The sequence below is a fragment of the Bacillus sp. 5RYD7K genome, assembly GCF_059831465.1.
This window is the reverse complement of the sequence record NZ_CP191200.1, coordinates 771,997-796,457: the sequence shown is the minus strand read 5'-3', so window position 1 is coordinate 796,457 and position 24,461 is coordinate 771,997. Positions and strand designations below refer to the sequence as shown.

General features: G+C 45.5%; 25 protein-coding genes and 2 tRNA genes. All 27 read left to right on the top strand.

Features of this window, described 5'->3' with window-relative positions; translation table 11 throughout:
- Positions 1-80 precede the first annotated feature (80 nt).
- A complete protein-coding gene (locus ACQE26_RS04015) occupies positions 81-1,406 on the top strand; it encodes a ubiquitin-like domain-containing protein (RefSeq protein WP_500470718.1) in 1,326 nt (441 codons plus the stop codon).
- A 134-nt stretch (positions 1,407-1,540) separates the two neighbouring features.
- Positions 1,541-2,104 carry a ribonuclease M5 gene (gene rnmV, locus ACQE26_RS04010; protein ID WP_500470717.1) on the top strand — a complete coding sequence of 188 codons (564 nt, stop codon included), beginning with the start codon at positions 1,541-1,543 and terminating at the stop codon, positions 2,102-2,104.
- A complete protein-coding gene (rsmA, locus tag ACQE26_RS04005; RefSeq protein WP_500470715.1) occupies positions 2,094-2,975 on the top strand; it encodes a 16S rRNA (adenine(1518)-N(6)/adenine(1519)-N(6))-dimethyltransferase RsmA in 882 nt (293 codons plus the stop codon). Before rnmV ends, rsmA begins: the two co-directional genes overlap by 11 nt.
- Positions 2,976-3,148: 173 nt before the next feature.
- Positions 3,149-4,024: a sporulation peptidase YabG gene (gene yabG, locus ACQE26_RS04000; RefSeq protein WP_438421057.1), complete on the top strand. Its 876-nt coding sequence runs from the start codon at positions 3,149-3,151 to the stop codon at positions 4,022-4,024.
- Positions 4,025-4,234: 210 nt separating this feature from the next.
- Entirely contained in the window at positions 4,235-4,495 is a 261-nt protein-coding gene (gene veg, locus ACQE26_RS03995) for a biofilm formation stimulator Veg (protein WP_003218330.1), read from the top strand.
- A 162-nt stretch (positions 4,496-4,657) separates the two neighbouring features.
- A complete protein-coding gene (locus tag ACQE26_RS03990; protein ID WP_011996172.1) occupies positions 4,658-4,846 on the top strand; it encodes a small, acid-soluble spore protein, alpha/beta type in 189 nt (62 codons plus the stop codon).
- Positions 4,847-4,989: 143 nt separating this feature from the next.
- Positions 4,990-5,859, top strand: a complete 870-nt coding sequence (gene ispE, locus ACQE26_RS03985; RefSeq protein WP_016936523.1) for a 4-(cytidine 5'-diphospho)-2-C-methyl-D-erythritol kinase — start codon at positions 4,990-4,992, stop codon at positions 5,857-5,859.
- 55 nt (positions 5,860-5,914) lie between these two features.
- Complete coding sequence (purR, locus tag ACQE26_RS03980) at positions 5,915-6,772, top strand: pur operon repressor (protein WP_004264666.1); 858 nt, start codon at positions 5,915-5,917, stop codon at positions 6,770-6,772.
- Entirely contained in the window at positions 6,769-7,149 is a 381-nt protein-coding gene (ridA, locus tag ACQE26_RS03975) for a 2-iminobutanoate/2-iminopropanoate deaminase (RefSeq protein WP_004264663.1), read from the top strand. The genes purR and ridA overlap by 4 nt, the downstream gene beginning before the upstream one ends.
- A gap of 195 nt (positions 7,150-7,344) precedes the next feature.
- Entirely contained in the window at positions 7,345-7,638 is a 294-nt protein-coding gene (spoVG, locus tag ACQE26_RS03970) for a septation regulator SpoVG (RefSeq protein WP_004264660.1), read from the top strand.
- Positions 7,639-7,829: 191 nt separating this feature from the next.
- Positions 7,830-9,200 (top strand): bifunctional UDP-N-acetylglucosamine diphosphorylase/glucosamine-1-phosphate N-acetyltransferase GlmU, encoded by a 1,371-nt coding sequence (gene glmU, locus ACQE26_RS03965; RefSeq protein WP_060963771.1) that lies wholly within the window; start codon positions 7,830-7,832, stop codon positions 9,198-9,200.
- A 21-nt stretch (positions 9,201-9,221) separates the two neighbouring features.
- Positions 9,222-10,175 (top strand): ribose-phosphate diphosphokinase, encoded by a 954-nt coding sequence (locus ACQE26_RS03960; protein ID WP_013350761.1) that lies wholly within the window; start codon positions 9,222-9,224, stop codon positions 10,173-10,175.
- Positions 10,176-10,259: 84 nt separating this feature from the next.
- On the top strand, positions 10,260-10,868 hold the full coding sequence (locus ACQE26_RS03955; RefSeq protein ID WP_060963770.1) for a 50S ribosomal protein L25/general stress protein Ctc: 609 nt from the start codon (positions 10,260-10,262) through the stop codon (positions 10,866-10,868).
- A gap of 84 nt (positions 10,869-10,952) precedes the next feature.
- Positions 10,953-11,519: an aminoacyl-tRNA hydrolase gene (gene pth / locus ACQE26_RS03950; protein ID WP_500470713.1), complete on the top strand. Its 567-nt coding sequence runs from the start codon at positions 10,953-10,955 to the stop codon at positions 11,517-11,519.
- Between the two features lie 61 nt (positions 11,520-11,580).
- Positions 11,581-11,811: an anti-sigma-F factor Fin gene (fin, locus tag ACQE26_RS03945; protein WP_016936527.1), complete on the top strand. Its 231-nt coding sequence runs from the start codon at positions 11,581-11,583 to the stop codon at positions 11,809-11,811.
- A gap of 70 nt (positions 11,812-11,881) precedes the next feature.
- Positions 11,882-15,415, top strand: a complete 3,534-nt coding sequence (mfd, locus tag ACQE26_RS03940; RefSeq protein WP_500470712.1) for a transcription-repair coupling factor — start codon at positions 11,882-11,884, stop codon at positions 15,413-15,415.
- Between the two features lie 126 nt (positions 15,416-15,541).
- Positions 15,542-16,078, top strand: coding sequence for a stage V sporulation protein T (gene spoVT / locus ACQE26_RS03935; RefSeq protein WP_438421062.1), 537 nt, complete (start codon positions 15,542-15,544; stop codon positions 16,076-16,078).
- Positions 16,079-16,239: 161 nt separating this feature from the next.
- Complete coding sequence (locus ACQE26_RS03930) at positions 16,240-17,820, top strand: putative polysaccharide biosynthesis protein (RefSeq protein WP_500470711.1); 1,581 nt, start codon at positions 16,240-16,242, stop codon at positions 17,818-17,820.
- Positions 17,810-19,285, top strand: a complete 1,476-nt coding sequence (yabN, locus tag ACQE26_RS03925; RefSeq protein ID WP_500470710.1) for a bifunctional methyltransferase/pyrophosphohydrolase YabN — start codon at positions 17,810-17,812, stop codon at positions 19,283-19,285. Before ACQE26_RS03930 ends, yabN begins: the two co-directional genes overlap by 11 nt.
- Positions 19,286-19,287: 2 nt before the next feature.
- Positions 19,288-19,548, top strand: coding sequence for an RNA-binding S4 domain-containing protein (locus ACQE26_RS03920; RefSeq protein WP_007409934.1), 261 nt, complete (start codon positions 19,288-19,290; stop codon positions 19,546-19,548).
- 78 nt (positions 19,549-19,626) lie between these two features.
- On the top strand, positions 19,627-19,929 hold the full coding sequence (yabP, locus tag ACQE26_RS03915; protein WP_004264638.1) for a sporulation protein YabP: 303 nt from the start codon (positions 19,627-19,629) through the stop codon (positions 19,927-19,929).
- Positions 19,926-20,561 (top strand): spore cortex biosynthesis protein YabQ, encoded by a 636-nt coding sequence (gene yabQ, locus ACQE26_RS03910; RefSeq protein ID WP_500470709.1) that lies wholly within the window; start codon positions 19,926-19,928, stop codon positions 20,559-20,561. Before yabP ends, yabQ begins: the two co-directional genes overlap by 4 nt.
- A gap of 17 nt (positions 20,562-20,578) precedes the next feature.
- Positions 20,579-20,956 carry a cell division protein DivIC gene (gene divIC, locus ACQE26_RS03905; protein ID WP_016936533.1) on the top strand — a complete coding sequence of 126 codons (378 nt, stop codon included), beginning with the start codon at positions 20,579-20,581 and terminating at the stop codon, positions 20,954-20,956.
- A gap of 80 nt (positions 20,957-21,036) precedes the next feature.
- Positions 21,037-21,423 (top strand): S1 domain-containing RNA-binding protein, encoded by a 387-nt coding sequence (locus tag ACQE26_RS03900; protein ID WP_004264630.1) that lies wholly within the window; start codon positions 21,037-21,039, stop codon positions 21,421-21,423.
- A 159-nt stretch (positions 21,424-21,582) separates the two neighbouring features.
- Positions 21,583-21,659, top strand: a tRNA-Met gene (locus ACQE26_RS03895).
- Between the two features lie 9 nt (positions 21,660-21,668).
- A tRNA-Glu gene (locus tag ACQE26_RS03890) sits at positions 21,669-21,740 on the top strand.
- Between the two features lie 209 nt (positions 21,741-21,949).
- Positions 21,950-24,439: a stage II sporulation protein E gene (gene spoIIE, locus ACQE26_RS03885; protein WP_500470707.1), complete on the top strand. Its 2,490-nt coding sequence runs from the start codon at positions 21,950-21,952 to the stop codon at positions 24,437-24,439.
- The last annotated feature ends 22 nt before the right edge of the window (positions 24,440-24,461 follow it).

Sequence of the window (24,461 nt, the reverse complement as noted above, 5' to 3'; positions counted from 1 at the left end):
ACGGTTCTACAAGCTTCCTTCTTCTCATAAGATAGGTTGTCGATATGTCTCTCTTCCTTTTTTTGCTTTGTTTTTGCATAATGAGGGATACGCTGAAGGTTTTTTATCTTCGAGATGGGAGGGTTGACAGCATTTTAGATACTCTATATAATCTCTCCGAGGAGAAGGAGGCGTTTTTCATCACACAAAAAATGAAAAAACTGTTTTCCGTAAAGCTTGGTAAAAGCAAGGTTATTCTTATTGCAGCTATTATTCTGCTGGGCGGAACCGGGACTGCATACGGGGCACATGAGCTCTCAAAACAATCAGTCTCTGTTTCTATCAACGGCAAGAAAAAGCAAATACGCACTCATGCAAAAACGGTTGGGGAACTTCTGGAAGATTTACATATAGAGACAAGAAATGAAGACCGGATTACCCCGTCTAAGCAGACAGCATTGGCTGAGAACATGAATGTCGTGTATGATGCTGCAAAGCAAATCCGTGTGACAAGAGGCGGAGAAGAAAAGACTTTATGGTCAACGGCAAAAACAGTCGGCGCATTTCTGAACGAACAGCATACACCTGTGAATCAGCACGATAAAATAGATCCAGCAGCAGATACGAAAGTGACAAACGGCATGAAAGTCACGGTCGACCCGGCTTTTCAGGTCACTGTAAATGATGCGGGAAAGAAAAAGAAAATATGGACGACTTCGACTACGGTCGCTGACTTTTTAACGCAGCATAAGATGGACATGAAAGACGAAGATAAAGTAAAACCGGCATTACACGAAAAGCTCACAAAAGATCAGGCCGGCATACAAATCACTCGTATCGAAAAAGTCACCGATGTAGTTGAGGAAAAAATAGCGTATCGAGTGAAAGAAAAAGAGGATGCGTCTCTCGACAACGGGAAAGAAAAGATCGTTCAAAAAGGAAAAGAAGGCAAGCTTAAAAAACATTTTCATGTTGTCAAAGAAAATGGAAAAGAAGTATCAAGAAAGCTTGTCAAAGAAGAAACATCTGAAAAAAGCAAAGATCAGATCATTGCGGTCGGCACAAAGCGGCACAGTCCCAAGATTGAGCAGCTCAGTGCACCGGTGAAGGCATCTTCGGGTGAAGCCGGATCTTCCGGTAAAGTGATTACCGTGTCTTCCACAGCATATACCGCAAGCTGCAGCGGCTGTTCCGGCCATACGGCTACAGGCGTTAACCTGACAAGCAATCCGAATGCCAAGGTCATTGCGGTAGACCCAAGCGTCATTCCGCTCGGCACAAGAGTCCACGTAGACGGATACGGGGATGCCGTTGCCGCAGATACGGGCTCAGCCATTAAAGGAAGACGGATTGATGTCTTTTTCCCTGAAAAATCTTCAGCGTACCGCTGGGGAAAGAAACAGGTCAAAATAAAAATTTTAAATTAATTCCGATTCATTCAGAGGGTTTTGCGCCCTCTGTTTTTTTCGTTATAATAGGTAAAGTGTATTTTCAGTATATTAGACGTGACATGTAAACAAAGGTTTCGTTTTGGATATAAAAAGTTTTTTTGGAGGAAGTAATGAAAATTAAAGAAATTATTGTAGTCGAGGGACGCGATGACACTGCGCGCATAAAACTTGCCGTTGATGCGGATACAATTGAGACGAACGGTTCGGCAATCGGAGACGAAGTCATCAGGCAGATTCGGCTGGCGCAGGAAACGAGAGGGATCATCGTGCTGACGGACCCGGATTTTCCGGGGGAAAAGATCCGGAAAACCATTTCTGAAGCAGTGCCCGGCTGTAAACACGCATTTCTGCCCAAACATCTTGCCAAACCGAAAAACAAGCGCGGCATCGGCGTTGAGCACGCATCCATTGAAAGCATCAGAGCTTGCCTGGAAAATGTGCATGAAGAGATGGAGGCAAAGCCGAGTGAAATTTCAGCTGAAGATTTAATACAAGCCGGTCTGATCGGCGGGCCGGCTGCCAAAAGACGCCGCGAACGATTGGGCGACCTGCTGAAGATCGGCTATACAAACGGCAAACAGCTTCAAAAACGGCTGCAGATGTTTCAAATCAAAAGAAGTGATTTTATTGATGCGCTCGATGCTATGATGCAGGAGGAACAGGATGAACAATAAAGATATCGCGACACCTATCAGAACGAAAGAAATTCTGAAAAAATACGGTTTCTCTTTTAAAAAGAGTCTGGGACAGAATTTCTTAATTGATACAAACATATTGGACAGAATTGTGGACCATGCGGAAATAACGGATCGGACCGGAGTCATTGAAATCGGACCCGGAATCGGCGCGCTGACAGAGCAGCTTGCCAAACGGGCGAAAAAGGTCGTCGCGTTTGAAATTGATCAGCGCCTCCTGCCCATTCTCAATGATACGCTGTCTCCGTATGACAATGTAACGATCATTCATCAGGATGTGCTGAAAGCAGACGTCAAATCCGTCATTGAAGAGCAGTTTCAGGATTGTGATGAAATTATGGTGACGGCGAATCTGCCGTATTATGTAACGACACCGATCATCATGAAGCTTTTGGAAGAGCATCTTCCCTTAAAAGGAATTGTCGTCATGCTGCAAAAAGAGGTCGCTGAGCGGATGGCGGCTGATCCTTCCTCTAAGGAGTACGGATCGCTTTCCATCGCAGTTCAGTTCTACACGGAGGCCAAAACGGTCATGACCGTACCGAAAACGGTGTTTGTGCCTCAGCCTAATGTCGATTCCGCGGTCATCCGTCTCTTGCTTCGTAACGGCCCGGCGGTTGACGTTGATAATGAACCGTTTTTCTTCCAGCTGATTAAAGCAAGCTTCGCTCAGCGCCGGAAAACCTTGCTGAACAACCTTGTGAACAATCTTCCGGGCGGAAAAGAGAAGAAAGCTCAAATCGAAGAAATTCTCCAAGAAACGAATATTGACGGAAAGCGGCGCGGTGAATCCCTGTCTATAGAAGAATTCGCGCTCCTGTCCAACGGATTGTATAAAGCCCTTTTCTAAGAAGGGCTTTTTGTTTTGCGTCACCACTTGGACTGCCGCTACATAGGCTAGAGAAGAACCTTATTCATTCAACTGCAAGAAAAGCTTGAAACATCAAGCGCCGCAGCGGAAAGAGGTGCATTTGATAAGGCTTCTTTCATGATGAGGCTTAGTCTATTTGTGGAGTGGGTAACGTGCAATTTCAAATAGGAGATATGGTAGCCAGGAAATCCTATCAAATGGATGTTTTATTTCGCATTATCGGCATAGAGCAAACAAGCAAAGGAAATTCAATTGCCATCCTGCATGGTGACGAAGTCAGATTGATTGCGGATGCTGATTTTTCTGATTTGGTGCCTGTCAGAAAAGACGAACAGGCCGTGAGAAAGCAGAAAGATGAAAGCAGGATGAATGAATCTCTCGAGCTGCTCCGCCAGGATTATAAGCTGCTTCGGGAAAAACAGGAATATTATGCGACGAATCAATATCAGCATCAGGAGCACTACTTTCATATGCCCGGCAAGGTATTGCATCTGGACGGCGATGAGGCTTATTTGAAAAAGTGCCTGAACTTTTACGAAAAAATCGGTGTGCCGGTGTACGGGATTCATTGCCATGAGAAAAAAATGCCGGCATCCATTGAGGAGCTGCTCGACAAATACCGGCCGGATATTTTAGTCATCACCGGCCATGATGCATACTCCAAGCATAAGGGAGACATGAACGATTTAAGCGCCTACAGGCATTCTAAACACTTTGTCGAAACGGTTCAAAGAGCGAGGAGAAAAGTCCCTCACTTGGACCAGCTTGTCATATTCGCGGGTGCCTGCCAATCCCATTTCGAGTCTTTAATCAAAGCGGGCGCGAATTTTGCAAGTTCACCGTCACGCGTCAATATTCATGCGCTTGACCCGGTATATATTGTCGCGAAAATCAGCTTCACTCCGTTTATGGAGCGGATTAATGTGTGGGATGTCCTAAGAAATACGCTGACGAGAGAGAAAGGGCTGGGAGGAATTGAAACGAAGGGTGTGCTGCGTGTCGGTATGCCGTATAAATCAAATGGATGAGTGAAAAACCCGCATAAAATTCGCTATGCGGGTTAATTATTTTACATATTGATACATAAATTACCGGAACTTGTGAAAAATAATGCAGAAATCAATAGAATTTTGTCAAAATAATTTTGTTGACAATGACTTATTAACGTTGATATAATTTAAATTTTGTTTGACAAAATTGGGCTCTTGTTGTACAATAAATGTAGTGAGGTGGATGCAATGGCGAAGACGTTGTCCGATATAAAAAGATCGCTTGATGGGAATTTAGGTAAACGGCTTACGTTAAAAGCAAACGGCGGCCGCCGAAAAACGATTGAGCGCTCGGGCATTTTAGCTGAGACGTACCCTTCTGTTTTTGTGATACAACTAGATCAAGACGAGAATTCGTTTGAAAGAGTTTCATACAGTTATGCTGATATTCTGACTGAGACTGTTGAATTGACATTCAATGATGATGCGGCAAGCTCAGTAGCATTTTAATGAGCAGTGAACCTTTTGTTTACTGCTTTTTGTTTTGCCTTCTAAAGCTCTTCTAATTATTCCCTCGAAAGTTTCAGCTGATTAAACGGAAGCTATAGGTGTCACATGTTTTATCGTGGCGTGCACGAATGGTGATCAATTCTATAAAAGGGGTTGTTTCGTTTGGGCAGACGTCGTGGAGTTATGTCAGATGAGTTCAAGTATGAGCTGGCAAAGGACCTTGGTTTTTACGATACGGTGAAAAACGAGGGCTGGGGCGGCATTCGGGCGCGCGATGCCGGGAATATGGTAAAGCGTGCGATTGAGATTGCCGAACAGCAGATGGCGGCTCAGAACCAAAATAACCGATAATGCAGTGGCCCGGGGGACAATCCGTTCCCCGGTTTTTTCTATCGGCCGTCAAAATCGGCGTCAATTTCGGATAAGTACCTCCGGGTCTCCAAATGTGATACAATGTTCATACTTATGTTTAGATGGAGAAGTAGGTGAAAGCTATGCGTATTTTAGAAAAAGCGCCGGCCAAAATCAATCTGTCCCTCGATGTGAGGAGTAAACGCCCGGATGGTTATCATGAAGTGGAGATGATCATGACGACAATTGATTTGGCAGATCGGATTGAACTGACAGAACTGCCCGAAAACGTTATCAGAGTGGCGTCGCATAATCGCTTTGTTCCGGACGATCAAAGAAATCTGGCTTATCAGGCAGCCAAACTGCTCAAAGAACGGTTTCAAGTCAAAAAAGGCGTTTCCATTATGATTACAAAGGTGATCCCTGTAGCGGCAGGGCTTGCCGGCGGAAGCAGCGATGCGGCTGCCACGCTAAGAGGGCTGAACAGGCTTTGGGATTTAAAGCTTTCTGTCGAAGAGCTCGCGGAGCTTGGCGCTGAAATCGGTTCAGACGTGTCCTTCTGTGTATACGGAGGCACTGCCTTGGCAACCGGACGCGGTGAGAAGATCAGGCATATCAGTGCGCCGCCTCATTGCTGGGTCGTGCTCGCCAAACCGACGATCGGGGTATCGACCGCTGAAGTGTACCGCCGGCTGAATTTGCAGCAGGTTCGGCATCCGGATGTACAGGCGATGATTGACGCAATTGAAGAAAAAAGTTTCCAAAAGGTATGCAGCCAACTAGGAAACGTATTGGAATCGGTTACGCTCAACCTTCATCCCGAGGTGGCGATGATTAAAAATCAAATGAAACGCTTCGGTGCCGATGCGGTGTTAATGAGCGGAAGCGGACCGACTGTATTCGGTTTGGTTCAATACGAATCAAAGGTGCAGCGGATTTATAACGGGTTAAGAGGCTTCTGTGATCAGGTGTACGCGGTGCGGATGATCGGCGAACAGAATGCTCTTGATTAAATCCGTATGTTAAGTTATATTGTTTTTAAATTATTCGGATTTTGGGGGTAAGTTCATGAAGTTTCGTCGCAGCGGCAGATTGGTGGACTTAACAAATTATTTGTTAACCCATCCGCATGAATTAATACCGTTAACGTTTTTCTCAGAACGGTATCAATCAGCAAAGTCATCAATCAGTGAAGATTTAACGATTATTAAACAGACCTTCGAACAGCAAGGCATTGGGACGCTGCTTACAGTGCCGGGAGCTGCCGGAGGCGTCAAATACATTCCGAAAGTGAAACAGGCTGAAGCAGAAGCGTTTATACAGGAGCTGGGACAGTCTTTAGTAAATCCTGAGCGTATCCTTCCGGGCGGTTATGTATATTTAACGGATATCTTAGGCAAACCATCTGTCCTCTCTCATGTAGGCAGGCTTTTTGCTTCCGTTTTTGCGGAGCGGGAGATTGATGTGGTGATGACCGTTGCGACAAAGGGAATCCCTCTCGCTTACGCAGCGGCCAGTTATCTGAACGTTCCGGTTGTCATCGTACGAAAAGACAATAAAGTGACGGAAGGCTCCACGGTGAGCATCAATTATGTATCTGGGTCGTCTAACCGCATTCAAACGATGTCACTTGCGAAAAGAAGTTTGGCCACGGGGTCGAACGTTTTGATTATTGACGACTTTATGAAAGCGGGCGGCACCATAAATGGCATGATCAGCCTGCTTGATGAGTTTAATGCGAACGTCGCGGGAATAGGCGTCTTGGTTGAAGCTGAGGGAGTGAATGAACGGCTTGTCGATGAATACATGTCGCTGCTCACACTTTCAACCATCAATATGAAAGACAAAACGATTGAGATTCAAAACGGCAATTTTCTGCGATTTTTTAAAGAACAGCATTTAAAGAATGGGGAGACAGAAAAATGACAAAAGCAATCCATACAAAACACGCGCCGGCAGCAATCGGGCCATATTCACAAGGAATCATCGTAAACAACATGTTTTACAGCTCAGGCCAGATTCCTCTTACTGCTGAAGGAGAAATGGTAAACGGTGATATCACAGAACAAACGCACCAGGTGTTCAGCAATTTAAAGGCTGTGCTGAAAGAAGCGGGCGCTTCTCTCGAGACGGTTGTAAAAGCAACGGTGTTTATTGCTGATATGGAGCAGTTTGCGGAAGTGAATGAAGTGTACGGACAATACTTTGATGTACATAAGCCGGCAAGGTCTTGTGTGGAAGTGGCGAGACTGCCGAAAGACGCTCTCGTGGAAATTGAAGTCATTGCGCTGGTGAAATCTTAAATCTCAGAAAAGTGGTTCCGGTCTCCGGAATCACTTTTTTTATGCAGTATATGATTCCCAAATACGGTTTATCACCTAATTGTGTATGTATATCCTATATTTTCAAAAAAACTTTTTGAAATGTGCAGGAATTTAAAAAGAATCGTGGAATTGTTAGACTAATGCTTTTATATAGGGAAAAGGTGGTGAACTACTGTGGAAGTTACTGACGTAAGATTACGCCGCGTGAATACCGATGGTCGCATGAGAGCGATTGCATCCATCACGCTGGATCACGAATTTGTCGTACATGATATTCGTGTGATTGATGGAAACAATGGTCTTTTCGTTGCGATGCCGAGTAAACGCACCCCTGATGGAGAATTCCGCGATATTGCTCATCCTATTAATTCCAGCACGCGGGGCAAGATCCAGGATGCTGTTTTAAATGAGTATCATCGTTTGGGTGACTCTGAAGCATTAGAATATGAAGAAGCTGGGGCTTCTTAAACATAACAAAATGTAAGGACTGCTGATAAAGGCTGACACAAGGCCTTTTCCGGCAGTCCTTTTTTAAATCTGATTTTTCAGTAATAAAGCGATTACATAGAAAATTCTTGCACTTTTTGATGTCTTCTTGAAATCAACAGCTATTTAGGATATATTTTTCTATGGATAAAAGGGATATTGGAGGCCATTAAATGGATAAGCGGTTTGCAGTGATTTTAGCTGCCGGAAAAGGAACGAGAATGAAATCTAAGCTTTATAAGGTCCTTCATCCGGTATGCGGAAAGCCTATGGTAGAGCACGTCGCAGACGAGGCTCTGAAATTATCTTTAGCGAAGCTTGTCACCATCGTAGGACACGGCGCCGAAGATGTGAAAAAGCAGCTCGGACAGAAAAGCGATTACGCTCTCCAAGCAGAACAGCTCGGTACGGCTCATGCAGTCAAGCAGGCAAAACCATTTCTTCACGGAGAGAAAGGTGTCACGATCGTTATTTGCGGCGATACACCGCTTCTGACGGCGGAGACGATGGAAGCCATGCTGAATGAACATACAAACAAAGGCGCAAAAGCCACGGTGTTAACGGCCGTTGCCGACGATCCCGCCGGATACGGAAGAATCATCCGGGGAGAAGACGGCGCCGTTCAAAAAATCGTGGAGCATAAGGATGCTTCGGAGCAAGAACGTCTTGTGAAAGAAATCAACACGGGAACGTACTGTTTTGATAACGAGGCTCTTTTTCGTGTCATCGAACAGGTTTCGAATGAAAATGCCCAAGGCGAGTATTACCTGCCGGATGTAATCGAAATCCTCAAAGACGAAGGCGAAACTGTTGCCGCTTACCAGACTGGTAACTTCCAAGAGACGCTCGGAGTGAATGATAGAGTCGCTCTTTCTCAGGCTGAAATGTATATGAAAGAGCGTATTAACAAACGGCATATGCAAAACGGAGTCACTTTAATCGATCCGATGAATACGTACATCTCACCTGACGCACGTATCGGACAAGATACAGTTATTTATCCCGGAACTGTGTTAAAGGGACAAGCTGAAATCGGCGATGAATGCGTCATCGGCCCTCACACTGAGATAGAGGACAGCTCGATCGGCAGCCGCACTGTGATTAAACAATCCGTTGTCAACCGGAGCAAAGTTGGGAATGATGTAAATATCGGTCCTTTTGCTCACATCAGACCTGATTCCGCAATCGGCAATGAAGTGAAGATCGGAAACTTTGTGGAAATCAAGAAAACACAATTCGGCGACCGAAGCAAAGCATCTCATTTAAGCTATATCGGTGATGCCGAAGTGGGCACGGACGTCAATCTCGGGTGCGGCTCCATCACGGTCAATTATGATGGGAAGAAAAAATATTTAACCAAAATTGAAGACGGCGCGTTTATTGGCTGCAACTCCAATCTGGTCGCTCCTGTCACAGTGGGAGAAGGCGCGTACGTCGCTGCAGGCTCAACCGTAACTGAAGATGTGCCGGGCGAAGCGCTTGCCATTGCCAGAGCAAGACAAGTAAATAAAGAAGATTATGTGAAAAATATTCATAAAAAATAATCCTAAAATCGGAGGTTTACCATGTCTAACGAATACGGAGATAAGAATTTAAAGATTTTTTCTTTGAATTCAAATCCAGAACTTGCAAAAGAAATCGCGGATAATGTAGGAGTTCAATTAGGAAAGTGCTCTGTTACAAGATTCAGTGACGGAGAGGTCCAGATCAACATAGAAGAAAGTATTCGCGGCTGTGATTGCTATATCATTCAGTCTACAAGTGCGCCGGTCAACGAGCACATCATGGAATTGCTGATTATGGTGGACGCTTTAAAGCGCGCTTCCGCGAAAACAATCAACATTGTGATTCCGTACTACGGTTATGCGCGCCAGGACAGAAAAGCAAGATCACGTGAACCGATCACGGCAAAACTTTTTGCAAACCTGCTTGAAACAGCGGGTGCGACACGCGTGATCGCGCTTGATTTACACGCGCCGCAAATTCAAGGTTTCTTTGATATTCCGATTGACCACTTAATGGGTGTTCCGATTTTAGGCCATTACTTTGAAGGTAAAGACTTGAAAGATATCGTCATTGTTTCTCCTGACCACGGCGGTGTAACGCGCGCCCGCAAACTTGCGGACCGTCTGAAAGCGCCGATCGCAATTATCGACAAACGCCGTCCTAGACCGAATGAGGTGGAAGTGATGAACATCGTCGGTAACGTGGAAGGAAAAACCGCGATTCTGATTGATGATATTATTGATACCGCCGGCACAATCACACTTGCCGCAAACGCGCTGGTTGAAAACGGAGCCGCGGAAGTGTATGCATGCTGTACGCACCCTGTATTGTCAGGCCCTGCGGTTGAGCGGATCAACAACTCTAAAATCAAGGAGCTTGTCGTAACGAACAGCATTAAGCTTCCTGAAGAGAAAAAAATCGAACGCTTTAAGCAGCTTTCTGTCGGACCGCTTCTGGCTGAAGCGATTATCCGTGTTCACGAGAAACAATCTGTCAGCTATTTATTCAGCTAAACCGAAACTTTAAGGTTTAAATCCCAGTTATTGTGGGTATTGTTCTAATAGGACGATAAAACGATAATTAGGATGGTGCTGAATATGGCAACTTTAAAAGCAAATGAAAGAACAGATTTTAAACGTTCGACGCTTCGGAAAATCCGTCATTCAGGACATGTTCCAGGGATTATATACGGTAAAGAAATAACGAACACGGCTGTCTCTTTAGACAGTGTCGAATTGCTTAAAACATTGCGGGACGAAGGAAAAAACACGATTATCACAATTGATGTCAACGGAAATCAGCAATCGGTTATGGTGACTGATCTTCAGACAGACCCGCTTAAAAACGAATTGACGCACGCCGATTTTCAAGTCGTGAATATGAGTGAGGAGCTGGAGGCAGAAGTGCCGATTCAGCTGACGGGAGAGGCGAAAGGAGTCAAAGACGGAGGCATCATCCAGCAGCCGCTGCATGAGCTTTCGATCAAGGCTAAGCCGAAGGACATCCCTCAGACAATCAATGTTGATATTTCCGGGCTTGAAATGAATGATGCGCTGACCATCGCAGATCTGACTGCTGACGGCAATTATACATTTACAAACGACCCGGAAGAAGTCGTGGCTTCCATCCTTCCTCCTAAGCAGGAAGCATTCGAAGAAGATGCAGAACCGTCTCCTGAGGAAGAGCCCGAAGGAGAAAATCAATAAGCGCTTTAAGACGTAACCCGCCCGAGGTTACGTCTTTTGTGCTAGAATGAGAAGAATTACAGCGATGTTGAGGGAGGATTTACGATGCTTGTGATTGCCGGTCTGGGTAACCCGGGAAAAACCTACGAGAACACGAGACATAATGTCGGCTTTATGGCCATTGACGAGCTTTCTAAAGAATGGAATATTGAATTGAATAAAACGAAATTCAACGGACTTTACGGAATCGGTTTTGTTTCCGGAAAAAAAGTTCTACTTGTTAAACCGCTTACATATATGAATTTATCAGGGGAATGTTTGCGGCCGCTATTGGATTATTATGATGCCGGTCATGAAGATTTGAAAGTCATATACGATGACCTGGATCTTCCGACGGGCAAAATCAGGCTCCGGACGAAGGGGAGCGCAGGCGGACACAACGGAATTAAATCGCTTATTCAGCACCTCGGAACCCCTGAATTTGACCGGGTCAGAATCGGAATCGGCCGTCCCATCAACGGAATGAAAGTCGTTGATTATGTGCTGGGCGCTTTTACGAAAGATGAAGCGCCGCATATCAATGATGCCGTCTCAAAAACCGTAAAAGCCTGCGAAGCTTCCTTAACGAAACCATTTTTAGAAGTTATGAACGAATTTAATGCAAATGTATAAGATAAATAATGGGAGACCATACTAGGGAAAAATGATTTTTTCACATCAGGAGGTCCAATGTATGGCTTTGCATTATTTCTGCCGCCACTGCGGTTTTAAGGTAGGGAGCCTGGAGTATTCGTCGGTGCCGACACAGTCACTTGGATTTCAGCACTTAACAAATGAGGAAAGAAACGATATGATTTCATATAAAGACAATGGAGATGTCCATGTTCTTACAATTTGTGAAGACTGCCAAGAGGCGCTGGAACGCAATCCGCACTACCATGAACACAACACATTTATTCAATAATGAGCTTTGGTGTAGATTCTAGACCAAAGCGTTTTTCTGTTCTTGCAGAAAATAGAGAGGAGGGGCCCATATGGACAATATTCAAACCTTTATTAAAGAAAGCGATGATTTCAAATCCATTGTTAACGGTTTACATGAGGGGCTGAAGGAACAGCTGCTTGCGGGTCTGTCAGGTTCCGCGCGTTCTGTTTTTACCTCCGCCCTTGCACAGGAAACGAAAAAGCCGATTTTCTTTATCACTCATAATTTATATCAGGCCCAAAAAGTGACGGAAGATCTGACGGCGCTTCTCGGGGATCAATCTGTTTTTTTATACCCCGTAAATGAATTGATTTCTTCAGAAATTGCGGTGGCGAGTCCTGAACTGCGCGCTCAGCGGCTTGATGTCATTAATAGATTAACAAACGGAGAAGCGCCTGTCGTAGTGGCGCCCGTTGCGGCACTGAGAAGAATGCTTCCGCCGAAAGAACTGTGGAAAAGCAGCCAAATCGCCATATCACTCGGAGACGATATAGAACAGGATCAGCTGTCTGCACGCCTTGTAGAGGTGGGGTATGAGCGTTCCGATATGGTTTCTGCACCTGGTGAATTCAGTATTCGCGGCGGAATAATCGACATTTATCCGCTGACGTCAGAACATCCGGTGCGGATTGAGCTGTTTGATACGGAGGTCGACTCCATCAGAAGCTTCAACTCTGATGACCAGAGATCAATTGAGACGCTAAAAACGGTGGCCATCGGACCGGCGAAGGAACTGATTATCCGGGCGGAAGAAAAAGCCCGCGCGATGGAAAGGCTCGATAAAGGGCTTGCCGACAGTCTGAAGAAGCTGAAGCAGGACAAACAAAAGGAAATGCTTCATATCAATATCTCACATGATAAAGAACGGTTATCAACGGGACAGACTGATCAGGAACTTGTGAAGTATCTCTCGTACTTTTACGAAAAGCCTGCTAGTTTGCTAGATTATACACCGTCAGACACCTTGTTATTGTTAGACGAGGTCAGCCGGATTCATGAAATGGAGGATCAGCTCCAAAAAGAAGAAGCCGAATTCATGACAAGTCTGCTGGAAGAAGGAAAAATTCTGCATGACATCAATTTATCCTTCAGCTTTCAGGAGATTATGGCCGTGAAGCGGCGTCCTGCCATTTACTTTTCATTATTTTTGCGTCATGTTCAGCATACAAGCCCTCAAAATATCGTGAATGTGACAAGCCGGCAGATGCAGAGTTTTCACGGGCAGATGAATGTGCTCGCCGGTGAAATGGAGCGCTTTAAGAAATCAAACTTCACCGTCGTCTTTTTAGGCGCAAATAAGGACAGAACCGACAGATTGGCGTCCGTGCTGGCTGATTACGAAATTGAAGCCGCCAAAACGGACAGCTCCAAAGCGCTTGTACAAGGACAGGTCTATGTCATGGAAGGCGAGCTGCAATCCGGTTTTGAACTGCCGCTGATGAAGCTGGCCGTCATTACGGAGGAAGAGCTGTTCAAAAACCGAATCAAGAAGAAGCCGAGAAAGCAGAAGCTGACAAATGCCGAACGGATCAAAAGCTACTCTGAGCTTCAAGTCGGTGACTATGTCGTCCACGTCAACCACGGGATCGGTAAGTATTTGGGGATCGAAACACTTGAAATCAAAGGCATTCATAAAGATTACCTCAACATTCATTACCAGGGCAGTGATAAGCTGTACGTCCCGGTAGAACAAATCGACCAGGTGCAGAAGTACGTCGGCTCTGAAGGAAAGGAACCGAAGCTTTATAAGCTGGGCGGCAGTGAATGGAAACGGGTGAAGAAAAAAGTTGAAAACTCCGTTCAGGATATTGCCGATGATCTGATTAAGCTTTATGCGGAACGCGAAGCAAGCAAAGGCTATGCGTTCTCGCCGGATCATGAAATGCAGCGTCAGTTCGAGTCTTCTTTCCCTTATCAGGAAACAGATGATCAGCTCCGATCCATTCAGGAAATTAAAAAGGACATGGAAAGAGAACGCCCGATGGACCGTTTGCTTTGCGGTGATGTCGGTTACGGGAAGACGGAGGTGGCCATCCGTGCGGCCTTTAAAGCGATCGCCGACGGAAAACAGGTCGCGCTCCTTGTACCGACGACCATACTCGCACAGCAGCATTATGAAACCATTACGGAGCGTTTCCAAGACTATCCGATTAACATCGGTCTTCTCAGCCGATTCAGAACGAGAAAAGAATCTAATGAAACGCTCAAAGGTCTGAAAAACGGAACAGTAGATATCGTGATCGGAACCCACAGGCTCTTATCTAAAGATGTCGTCTATAAAGATCTCGGCTTGCTCATCATCGACGAGGAGCAGCGCTTCGGCGTTACGCATAAGGAAAAAATCAAACAGATCAAAGCCAATGTCGATGTGCTGACTCTGACGGCGACGCCGATTCCGCGTACGCTTCATATGTCCATGCTCGGTGTGCGGGACTTATCTGTTATTGAAACGCCGCCGGAAAACCGTTTCCCTGTCCAGACATATGTCGTGGAATACAACGGCGCGCTTGTACGAGAAGCCATCGAAAGAGAACTGGCGCGCGGAGGACAGGTATATTTCTTGTACAACCGCGTGGATGATATCGAGCGGAAGGCTGACGAAATTTCCATGCTTGTTCCCGATGCGAAAGTGGCATACGCCCACGGAAAAATGACCGAAAATGAATTGGAAAGCGTCATGCTTAATTTTCTGGAAGGGGAATCAGATGTCCTCGTCAGCACGACCATTATTGAGACAGGCGTAGATATACCGAACGTCAATACCTTGATTGTGTTTGACGGAGACAAAATGGGGCTGTCTCAGCTGTATCAGCTGAGAGGACGGGTCGGCCGCTCCAACCGTGTCGCGTACGCGTATTTTACGTACCGCAGAGACAAAGTGCTTACTGAGGTGGCGGAAAAACGGCTGCAGGCGATTAAAGAATTTACCGAGCTGGGATCAGGGTTTAAAATTGCCATGCGTGACTTGACGATCAGGGGAGCGGGGAACCTTCTCGGCGCCCAGCAGCACGGTTTCATCGACTCAGTCGGTTTTGATCTGTATTCGCAAATGCTCAAAGAAGCCATTGAAGAGCGTAAAGGCGATACGCCGAAAAGCGAACAGTTTGAGACAGAAATCGATATCGAGCTGGACGCTTATATTCCTGAAAACTATATACAAGACGGCAAGCAAAAAATCGACATGTATAAACGCTTCAGGTCAATCGCTACAATTGAGGAGAAAAATGAGCTTCAAGATGAAATCATCGACAGGTTCGGCAGTTATCCTAAAGAGGTTGAATGGCTGTTTACAGTTGCTGAGATGAAGGTGTACGGCAAATATGAACGCGTCGAACTCATCAAGCAGGATAAGGACGCGGTCAGATTCACTATTTCGGAAGAGGCCAGCGCCCAGATTGACGGCCAGAAATTGTTTGAACTCGGCAATAAATACGGCCGGCAGATCGGACTGGGAATGGAAGGGAAAAAACTGAAAATCTCAGTGCAGACGAAAGGCCGCAAAACCGAAGAGTGGCTGGAGACCGTGCTCGGCATGCTGAAAGGCCTTCAGGATGTGAAGAAAGAGACAATCGCGTCCTCATAAAAATTGTTACTCTCTGGTGTATATTACATTTGATGTGACGGATACTAATTTCAAGCGAGTGGCGGAAGCTACATAAAGTAGTACTTTCCCTTAAATATCATCACATGAAAGAGAGGCACCAGAGAGATGAAAGCTACAGGTATTGTACGTCGTATTGATGATCTAGGACGGGTCGTCATCCCTAAGGAAATTCGGAGAACACTGCGAATCAGGGAAGGAGACCCGCTTGAAATATTCGTTGACCGCGACGGAGAAGTTATATTGAAAAAATATTCTCCTATCAGTGAGCTTGGCGATTTTGCGAAAGAATATGCGGATGCATTGTATGACAGTCTCGGCCATTCCGTTTTGATTTGCGACCGTGACGTGTATATTGCCGTTTCGGGCAGCTCCAAAAAAGAATTTCTGAACAAATCCATCAGCGATTTGCTCGAAAAAACGATGGACCAGCGCAGCTCGCTGCTGGAAAATGACGTAAAATCCGCACAGCTTGTTAATGACATTGATGAAGACATGAGCTCCTATACAATCGCTCCTATCGTGGCGAATGGCGATCCTATCGGTGCCGTGGTCATTTTTTCTAAAGAACAGGCACTTGGAGAGGTAGAACACAAAGCGGTAGAAACGGCAGCCAGCTTTTTGGCGAGACAAATGGAACAGTAGGTCTTATTACCATTATTGAAATAAGAAACGGGGAAAGAACAGCTCTTAAACAAGTGCTGTTCTTTTTCATATGTGTTCACTATCGGTTCGGCCGTTAGGATTGTGATATAATAAGCTCGTTTTATAGACGTAATTTTCTAGCGGCTGGAAGGAGCTTTTGGATGAACGATTCAGTTGGCGCCAAACGGCAATCGGCATGGAAAGGTGCTTTTGTGCTTGTTGTTGCGGGCATCGTGACAAAGATATTAAGCGCCGTGTACAGAGTTCCTTTTCAGAATATTGTCGGTGACGTCGGATTTTACATTTATCAGCAGGTGTATCCGTTTTTAGGCATCGCGGTCATGCTCTCAACATCCGGATTTCCGGTGATCATCTCAAAATTAATGAACGATTATAGCGATCATAAACAAAAAATAATGAAAATTTCCGCCCTTTATGTCACGGCGGCCGGACTTATACTGTTTGTGCTCATGTATGCCGGCGCGGCGCCGTTGGCCGGTTTTATGGGTGACGCCCGCCTTGAACTGCTGATACGGGTAGGGGCGTTCGCTTTTATCCTGTTTCCGTTTACGGCAGTTTTCCGGGGGTATTTCCAAGGCGTGCATGATATGATGCCGTCCGCCTTATCCCAGATCACCGAACAGCTTCTTCGAGTGGCGGTGCTTCTCGGTTTATCTTTCTGGCTTTTGAAAAGCGGCCGTTCATTATATGCGGCAGGTGCAGGGGCGGCCTCTGGATCAATTGCCGGAAGCTTGGCGGCTCTTTGCGTATTGGCCTTATTCTGGTACAAGCGGAAAGACAAGAAGACGGACATCGGACATATCGAAACAGGTATCATTGTAAAAAAGCTGCTGCTTTATTCAGTCACCATCTGTATCAGCAGTGTACTTATGCTTTTGATTCAGCTCGTAGACGCCTTAAACTTATATTCACTGCTGTCAGACGGGACAAAGAGCCATGCTTCGAAACAGCTGAAAGGCATATATGACCGCGGACAGCCGCTTCTTCAGCTGGGAACCGTGTTTGCCGTCAGTATCGCCGCATCTCTTGTTCCCTCCATTTCAAAAGCGGTGCATGGGAACAAGCCGTTTATTATAAAAGAGAAAGCGACCTCTGCCGTTAAGCTCTGCCTTGCGGTAGGGATCGGCGCATCGGCCGGACTTTTTTGCATTTTAGAACCGGTGAACATCATGCTTTTCCAAAACAGTGAGGGGACGCAGACCTTACAAATATTCAGCTTATCTATCTTTTTTGCTTCGATTGCGCTTACGGCAGCTGCGATCCTGCAAGGCGCGGGCCATACCGTCTTCCCTGCTGTGTCCGTCTTGGCGGGAGGGGCGTTGAAATGGGTGCTGAATGTTTGGCTGGTTCCGGGCTGGGGTATTACAGGAGCGGCGCTGGCGACCGTCTTGGCATTTGCCGCAGCCGCGTGCCTGAATCTGCAGAGAATTTGGTCGAAGGGCTGGCTGACGAATATCGGCGGCATAATTGCCCGTTTGTGCTGGTGCACTCTGCTGATGGCTTCTTTTCTGCTCGTGTATACGAAGCTTTGGCAGTTATTCGTTCCCGTCAGCAGAACCGGAGCAGTATGTGAGAGTCTGTCTGCGTCAGTCATCGGGGGGCTTTTGTTTATTTATTGTATGATGAGAATGAAGATATTTACGGACGAAGAGCTGAGCAGCCTTCCTTTCGGCAATGCTTTAAGCAAATTGAAAAAGAGGAGAGAAAAACATGGCAGGTAACATTACGGTCGTCGGCCTCGGCGCCGGTGACATGGATCAGTTGACAGTGGGCGTACATAAGCTGCTGACTCAGGCGAAGCATCTATATATAAGAACGAAAGACCACCCTTTGATTCCGGAATTAGAGCAAGAGGCTGCAGCGGATATCCGGTATTTTGATGATATTTATGAAAAGCACGATCAGTTTGAAGCGGTCTATGAAGAGATCACGGACATTCTGTTTGAAAAAGCGAAGCAAGAGGATGTCGTCTACGCTGTACCCGGCCATCCGTTTGTCGCTGAGAAAACCGTTCAGCTGTTATTTGAACGCCGGGAAGAACAGCAGGTGACGGTTCATACCGCCGGAGGACAAAGCTTTCTGGATGCCACCTTTAATGCATTGCGAATTGATCCGATTGAAGGATTTCAATTTACAGATGCGCAAACCATGACACCGGATGAGCTTGAGCTCCGCCATCACCTGATCATTTGCCAGGTTTATGACCAGATGACAGCTTCTGAGGTGAAGCTGACACTCATGGAAAAATTGCCTGACGACTATGAAGTGGTCATCGTAACGGCAGCCGGAAGCAAGGGAGAAAAGATCACCAAAGTGCCTTTGTTTGAACTTGACCGCAATGTAGAGATAAATAACTTAACAAGTGTGTATGTTCCGCCGATTAAAAAAGAAGAACTCCTTTACCAGGAATTTTCCGCATTCCGAAGAATTATTCGTGAGCTTCGCGGGCCGAACGGCTGTCCGTGGGATCAAAAGCAGACACACCAGTCATTAAAGAAATATATGATTGAGGAATGCTACGAATTGCTTGAGGCCATTGACGAAGAGGACACGGATCACATGATAGAAGAGCTCGGGGATGTCATGCTTCAGGTTATGCTTCACGCCCAGATCGGAGAAGACGAAGGGTATTTCTCAATTGATGATGTCATCAGAGACATCAGCGCGAAGATGGTCAGACGGCACCCGCACGTGTTTAAGGATGTTAAGGTTCAGGATGAACATGATGTTGTCGCCAACTGGGAAGAAATCAAAAAGGCGGAAAAGCAAACAACATCCTCTTCATTGCTGGATGCCGTACCGAAAACACTGCCTTCTCTTGCAAAAGCGGCCAAGCTTCAGAAAAAAGCCGCAAAAACCGGCTTTGACTGGGATGACGTTCAGGATATATGGGATAAAGTAAATGAAGAGCTGAAGGAATTTTCTGCGGAGGCTTCCGCCGAATCAACAGATGAAATCAGCTTAAAAGCTGAATTCGGCGATATTTTATTTGCATTGGTCAATATCGGCCGATACTATAAAATTGAGCCTGAGGAAGCGCTCGCCATGACAAATGATAAATTCCGCAGACGTTTTGCTTATATTGAAAAAGAAGCGGCGGCAAAGGGACTTGAATTGACCGCAATGTCACTTGAGGAAATGGACAAATTGTGGGATGAAGCAAAAGAAATGGAGAGGAGATTCTAAATATGAGACTTGATAAGTTTTTAAAAGTATCCAGATTAATTAAGCGCCGCACTTTGGCGAAAGAGGTCGCCGACCAGGGGAGAATCACCGTTAACGGGAATCAGGCGAAAGCCAGCTCAGACGTAAAAGCCGGCGATGAACTGACGGTCCGCTTCGGCCAAAAGCTTGTCACTGTAAAGGTAAACGAATTGAAAGAAACAACCAAAAAAGAAGAAGCCGCGGGCATGTATACAATCGTCAAAGAAGAAAAACTCGGCGAATAGGCTTGTTCTAAACAAAGCTCCCGCCTCATACAATGCAGTAATAATGCTAAAAGTATCGAGGATATGGGGGCTGAATAGATGAATTCATATTATGAGCAAAAAGGTTCTTCTTCTGTTCCGGAACAGCATGATGTAACGATGAAAGGGAGAAAGCATTTAGACATTTCGGGCGTCAAGCATGTAGAAAGTTTTGACAACGAAGAGTTTTTGCTGGAAACGGTTATGGGAATGCTTTCCGTCAGAGGCGAGAACCTGCAGATGAAAAACCTTGATGTGGAAAAAGGGATTGTATCTATAAAGGGCAGGGTGTTTGACCTTGTATATTTAGACGAGCAGCAAGGGGATAAAGCTAAAGGGTTTTTTAGCAAGTTGTTTAAATGACGCTGACGACTCAATTTTATACGATGCTGGCAATGACCGGTATGGGCGCCTGGCTCGGAGCGTCGCTTGATACATACAGGCTGTTTGTCAGCCGCGCCAAAACGGCCAGATGGCTGTTATTCATTCATGACCTTCTTTTTTGGATTGTACAAGGTCTGCTGTTTTTCTATGTACTGCTCAACGTGAATGAAGGTGAACTCAGGATATACATTTTCTTGGCTGTCTTACTGGGAATTGCGACGTACCAAAGCCTGTTTAAACGAATGTATATAAAAATACTGAAATTCGCCATCCATCTTGGGGTATCTCTTTATCAATTTGCAAAAAAGCTCATTCAGCATGTGCTGTTCCGTCCGGTGGTTCTGCTTTTTAAGCTGCTCATCGGGCTGATCACGTTTATTTCTTTATACTCCTATCGGGTGAGCGCCTTTTTTGTGAAGTATCTTTTTAAGATCGTAACGTTTTTGCTGCATCCGCTGTTCTTCCTGTTGAAACAATTATTGAAACTTCTTCCTGAAAAGTGGCGTCTTACTTTCAAACGATATTTTCAAAAAAGTGCAGGATTTTTACAAAAGAGCAAGAAACTAATCATAACAATCAGATCGACCATGATACGTATTTTGAAAAGATGAAAGGGGGACCGTCTGGTTTGAATCTATCTAGAGAACGTACAATAACTGAAATTCAAAACGACTATAAAGAGCAGGTTGAGCGGCAATCCCAGCTTATGAAAAGAAGGCGGAAAGGGCTTTTCAGACGGTTGATCGTATTCGGCGCCCTTGTGTTGTTGACGGCTATTGTCTTAGCGGGTTCTCTGTGGTCACAGACCTCTTCCCTTAGCGCAAACGAAGAAAAGAAAGCTCAGCTGGAAAAACAAGTGAAAGAATTGGACGCGAAACAGGCTGATTTAAAAGATGAAATTTCCAAATTAAAGGATGAGGATTACGTCACAGAGCTTGCCAGAAGAGACTTGTTTATGTCAGGAAATGGTGAGATTCTCTTCAATGTAGAAAAGAAGAGCAAGTAGCCTTGTTGACACTTAAATTTTTATTTAGGTATAATTAAACAAACGATCTTTTTATAAGCCTAAGGAGGAGCACTTTTTTTATGTCGATTGAAGTTGGCAGCAAGTTGCAAGGGAAAATAACAGGTATTACAAATTTCGGAGCATTTGTTGAATTGCCTGGAGGCTCAACCGGTCTCGTTCATATCAGTGAGGTAGCCGATAATTATGTGAAAGACATTAACGAGCATTTAAAAGTCGGCGATCAAGTTGAAGTGAAAGTCATCAACGTTGAAAAAGACGGGAAAATTGGTTTATCAATTAAAAAAGCTAAAGACCGTCCGCAAGCCAGACCTAGAAATGATTTCCGTCCGAAAGAATCTTTTGAACAGAAAATGAACAAGTTTCTTAAAGATAGCGAAGACCGCTTATCATCTTTAAAACGAAACACGGAATCAAAACGTGGAGGGCGCGGAGCAAGAAGAGGATAACTTGCTGCTTTCTATAAATACATTGGAGCATCCGTCTATCCCGCGGGTGCTTTTTTTTGTATATATCCCTGTAGTCAGAAAATTAAAACTTCAAACTTTCTGTTGACGGAATGAAGAAACCTTTGTATTATATAACTTGTGCTTATAAGCACCTTATATGGCGGTGTAGCTCAGCTGGCTAGAGCGTACGGTTCATACCCGTGAGGTCGGGGGTTCGATCCCCTCCGCCGCTACCATATATATTTGGCCCGTTGGTCAAGCGGTTAAGACACCGCCCTTTCACGGCGGTAACACGGGTTCGAATCCCGTACGGGTCATCAAGCGAATCGGCTTCTGTTGCAGAAGCCGATTTTTTCATATTTAGACAACTTTTTGAGAAATGTCGGAGGAAATAAGAAAGGAAAGGGGAACAAGGGAGAAAGCGTCGAAGAGTTCTTTGGAATCGTTACCTTCTTTTGACAAAATCCTATCTGTGCTTTCATTTATAATGACAAGCAACGAATAAAACAGGTGGGGGATGAGAGCAATGGAAAAAGCGGAAAGAAGAGTGAACGGGCCGATGGCGGGACAAGCTCTGGAAAAACTGCAATCGTTTTTTGAAAAGGCTGCAAAGCTTGCGGTTCATCAGGCACATTCACTTTTTTTCTATAAGGGTTTCATTTATGTCGTGATCGGTTTTCTGCTTGGACGGGCTTTTATATTATCTGAGGTTCTTCCGTTTGCGCTGCCGTTTTTCGGGGCGATGCTTTTGATCAGAAGAGATAAAGCCTTCTATGCTTGTCTGTCATTACTTGCAGGCGCGTTAACCATTTCGCCGAAACACTCTTTGCTGATTCTCACAGCTTTGGCCGTCTTTACTCTATTTTCAAAAATCGGTACATATATCATGCAGGACCGGGTGAAGATGCTGCCGATCGTGGTGTTTTTCTCTATGGCTGCCGCGAGAATCGGTTTTGTATATTTTGATAGCGGCGCTTTTACCACTTATGACTGCGTGATGGCTGTTGTCGAGGCGGGCTTGGCCTTTATTTTGACGCTGATCTTTTTGCAAAGTCTGCCGATCTTCACGATCAAAAAAGTGAAACAATCATTAAAAATAGAAGAAATCATCTGTTTTATGATCTTGATCGCATCCGTTTTAACCGGTCTTGCAGGCGTTTCGTTTCAGGGAATGCAGGCCGAGCATATACTGGCCCGTTATGTGGTTCTGAGTTTTTCCTTTGTCGGCGGAGCAAGCATCGGCTGTACTGTCGGTGTTGTGACCGGGCTGATTCTCGGGCTTGCGAATATCGGCAATCTCTATCAAATGAGTCTGCTTGCGTTTTCCGGGCTTCTTGGCGGACTGCTGAAGGAAGGCAAGAAAGCCGGCGCCGCAGTCGGATTGGTGATCGGCTCACTGCTGATTTCATTATATGGAGAAGGGTCTGCCGGATTAATGACTACCCTTTACGAATCTTTAATCGCCGTTGCCTTGTTTTTAATTACGCCCCAGTCTATTACGAAAAAGGTGGCGCGATACATACCGGGCACTGCTGAGCACAGCCAGGAACAGCAACAGTACGCGAGAAAAATCAGAGATGTCACTGCCCAGAAAGTAGATCAGTTCTCCAATGTGTTTCATGCCTTGTCGGAGAGCTTTGCTACTTTTCATCAGACGTCTTCCGATGAGCAGGCTGAAGAAGGGGAAGTGGATCTCTTTTTAAGCAAAATCACCGAGCATTCCTGCCAATCCTGTTATAAGAAAAGCAAATGCTGGGTTCAAAACTTTGATAAAACATATGATTTAATGAAACAAGTTATGCATGAAACAGAGGAAAAACAGTATGCCTCAAACCGCAGATTAAAAAAGGAGTTTCAGCAGCACTGTTCCAAATCCAGACAGGTGGAAGAGCTGATTGAAGACGAACTTGCCCATCATCACGCCCATCTGACACTGAAGAGAAAAGTTCAGGACAGCAGAAGGCTTGTTGCCGAGCAGCTGTTGGGGGTTTCTGAGGTCATGGCGGACTTTTCTCGGGAAATAAAACGGGAGAGGGAGCAGCATTTTATTCAGGAAGAACAAATGATAGAGGCGCTTCAGCATTTCGGAATCGAGATTCAGCATGTTGAGATATACAGCTTGGAGCAGGGCAATATTGATATTGAAATGACAATCCCGTTCAGCGGCGGGCACGGCGAGAGTGAGAAAATTATCGCTCCGATGCTGTCTGACATTCTTGAGGAGCAGATACTTGTCAAAAGCGAACAGCACTCGGCTCATCCGAATGGCTACAGCCATGTCGCGTTCGGTTCGACCAAGTCTTACCGGGTATCGACAGGCGCGGCTCACGCGGCAAAAGGAGGGGGCCTTGTCTCCGGCGACAGCTACAGCATGATGGAACTGGGGGCGAGAAAGTATGCGGCCGCGATCAGCGACGGCATGGGCAATGGGGCGAGGGCCCATTATGAGAGCAATGAAACGATTAAACTTCTCGAAAAAATTCTCGAATCGGGGATTGATGAAAAAATCGCGATCAAAACGATCAACAGTATTCTGTCTTTACGGACGACAGATGAAATCTACTCAACTCTCGATCTTTCTATCATTGATCTTCAGGATGCAAGCTGTAAATTCTTGAAGGTCGGTTCAACGCCGAGTTTTATCAAGCGGGGAGATCAAGTCATGAAAGTGCAGGCCAGCAATCTGCCGATCGGCATTATCAATGAATTTGATGTGGAGGTCGTAAGTGAACAGCTGAAAGCGGGAGATCTGCTCGTCATGATGAGTGACGGTATTTTTGAAGGGCCGAAGCACGTAGAAAACCACGACCTGTGGATGAAACGGAAAATGAAAGGGCTGAAAACCGAAGACCCGCAGGAAATCGCTGATATATTAATGGAAGAGGTCATCAGAACGCGTGCCGGCCAAATCGAAGACGATATGACGGTCGTTGTCGTCCGAATTGACCACAATACGCCGAAATGGGCATCCATACCTGTGCCGGCGGTTTTCCAAAATAATAAGGAGATTTCTTAATCCTTTCGTATAAATCACATTC

Coding starts and splice junctions, on each gene's coding strand:
- ACQE26_RS03920 (WP_007409934.1), top strand. CDS start 19,288: ATGAGACTTGATAAGTTTTTAAAAGTATCCAGATTAATTAAGCGCCGC.
- ispE (WP_016936523.1), top strand. CDS start 4,990: ATGCGTATTTTAGAAAAAGCGCCGGCCAAAATCAATCTGTCCCTCGAT.
- yabQ (WP_500470709.1), top strand. CDS start 19,926: ATGACGCTGACGACTCAATTTTATACGATGCTGGCAATGACCGGTATG.
- fin (WP_016936527.1), top strand. CDS start 11,581: ATGGCTTTGCATTATTTCTGCCGCCACTGCGGTTTTAAGGTAGGGAGC.
- ACQE26_RS03900 (WP_004264630.1), top strand. CDS start 21,037: ATGTCGATTGAAGTTGGCAGCAAGTTGCAAGGGAAAATAACAGGTATT.
- ACQE26_RS03955 (WP_060963770.1), top strand. CDS start 10,260: ATGGCAACTTTAAAAGCAAATGAAAGAACAGATTTTAAACGTTCGACG.
- spoIIE (WP_500470707.1), top strand. CDS start 21,950: ATGGAAAAAGCGGAAAGAAGAGTGAACGGGCCGATGGCGGGACAAGCT.
- spoVT (WP_438421062.1), top strand. CDS start 15,542: ATGAAAGCTACAGGTATTGTACGTCGTATTGATGATCTAGGACGGGTC.
- ridA (WP_004264663.1), top strand. CDS start 6,769: ATGACAAAAGCAATCCATACAAAACACGCGCCGGCAGCAATCGGGCCA.
- glmU (WP_060963771.1), top strand. CDS start 7,830: ATGGATAAGCGGTTTGCAGTGATTTTAGCTGCCGGAAAAGGAACGAGA.
- yabP (WP_004264638.1), top strand. CDS start 19,627: ATGAATTCATATTATGAGCAAAAAGGTTCTTCTTCTGTTCCGGAACAG.
- pth (WP_500470713.1), top strand. CDS start 10,953: ATGCTTGTGATTGCCGGTCTGGGTAACCCGGGAAAAACCTACGAGAAC.
- purR (WP_004264666.1), top strand. CDS start 5,915: ATGAAGTTTCGTCGCAGCGGCAGATTGGTGGACTTAACAAATTATTTG.
- yabN (WP_500470710.1), top strand. CDS start 17,810: ATGGCAGGTAACATTACGGTCGTCGGCCTCGGCGCCGGTGACATGGAT.
- mfd (WP_500470712.1), top strand. CDS start 11,882: ATGGACAATATTCAAACCTTTATTAAAGAAAGCGATGATTTCAAATCC.
- rsmA (WP_500470715.1), top strand. CDS start 2,094: ATGAACAATAAAGATATCGCGACACCTATCAGAACGAAAGAAATTCTG.
- veg (WP_003218330.1), top strand. CDS start 4,235: ATGGCGAAGACGTTGTCCGATATAAAAAGATCGCTTGATGGGAATTTA.
- ACQE26_RS04015 (WP_500470718.1), top strand. CDS start 81: ATGAGGGATACGCTGAAGGTTTTTTATCTTCGAGATGGGAGGGTTGAC.
- ACQE26_RS03960 (WP_013350761.1), top strand. CDS start 9,222: ATGTCTAACGAATACGGAGATAAGAATTTAAAGATTTTTTCTTTGAAT.
- ACQE26_RS03930 (WP_500470711.1), top strand. CDS start 16,240: ATGAACGATTCAGTTGGCGCCAAACGGCAATCGGCATGGAAAGGTGCT.
- rnmV (WP_500470717.1), top strand. CDS start 1,541: ATGAAAATTAAAGAAATTATTGTAGTCGAGGGACGCGATGACACTGCG.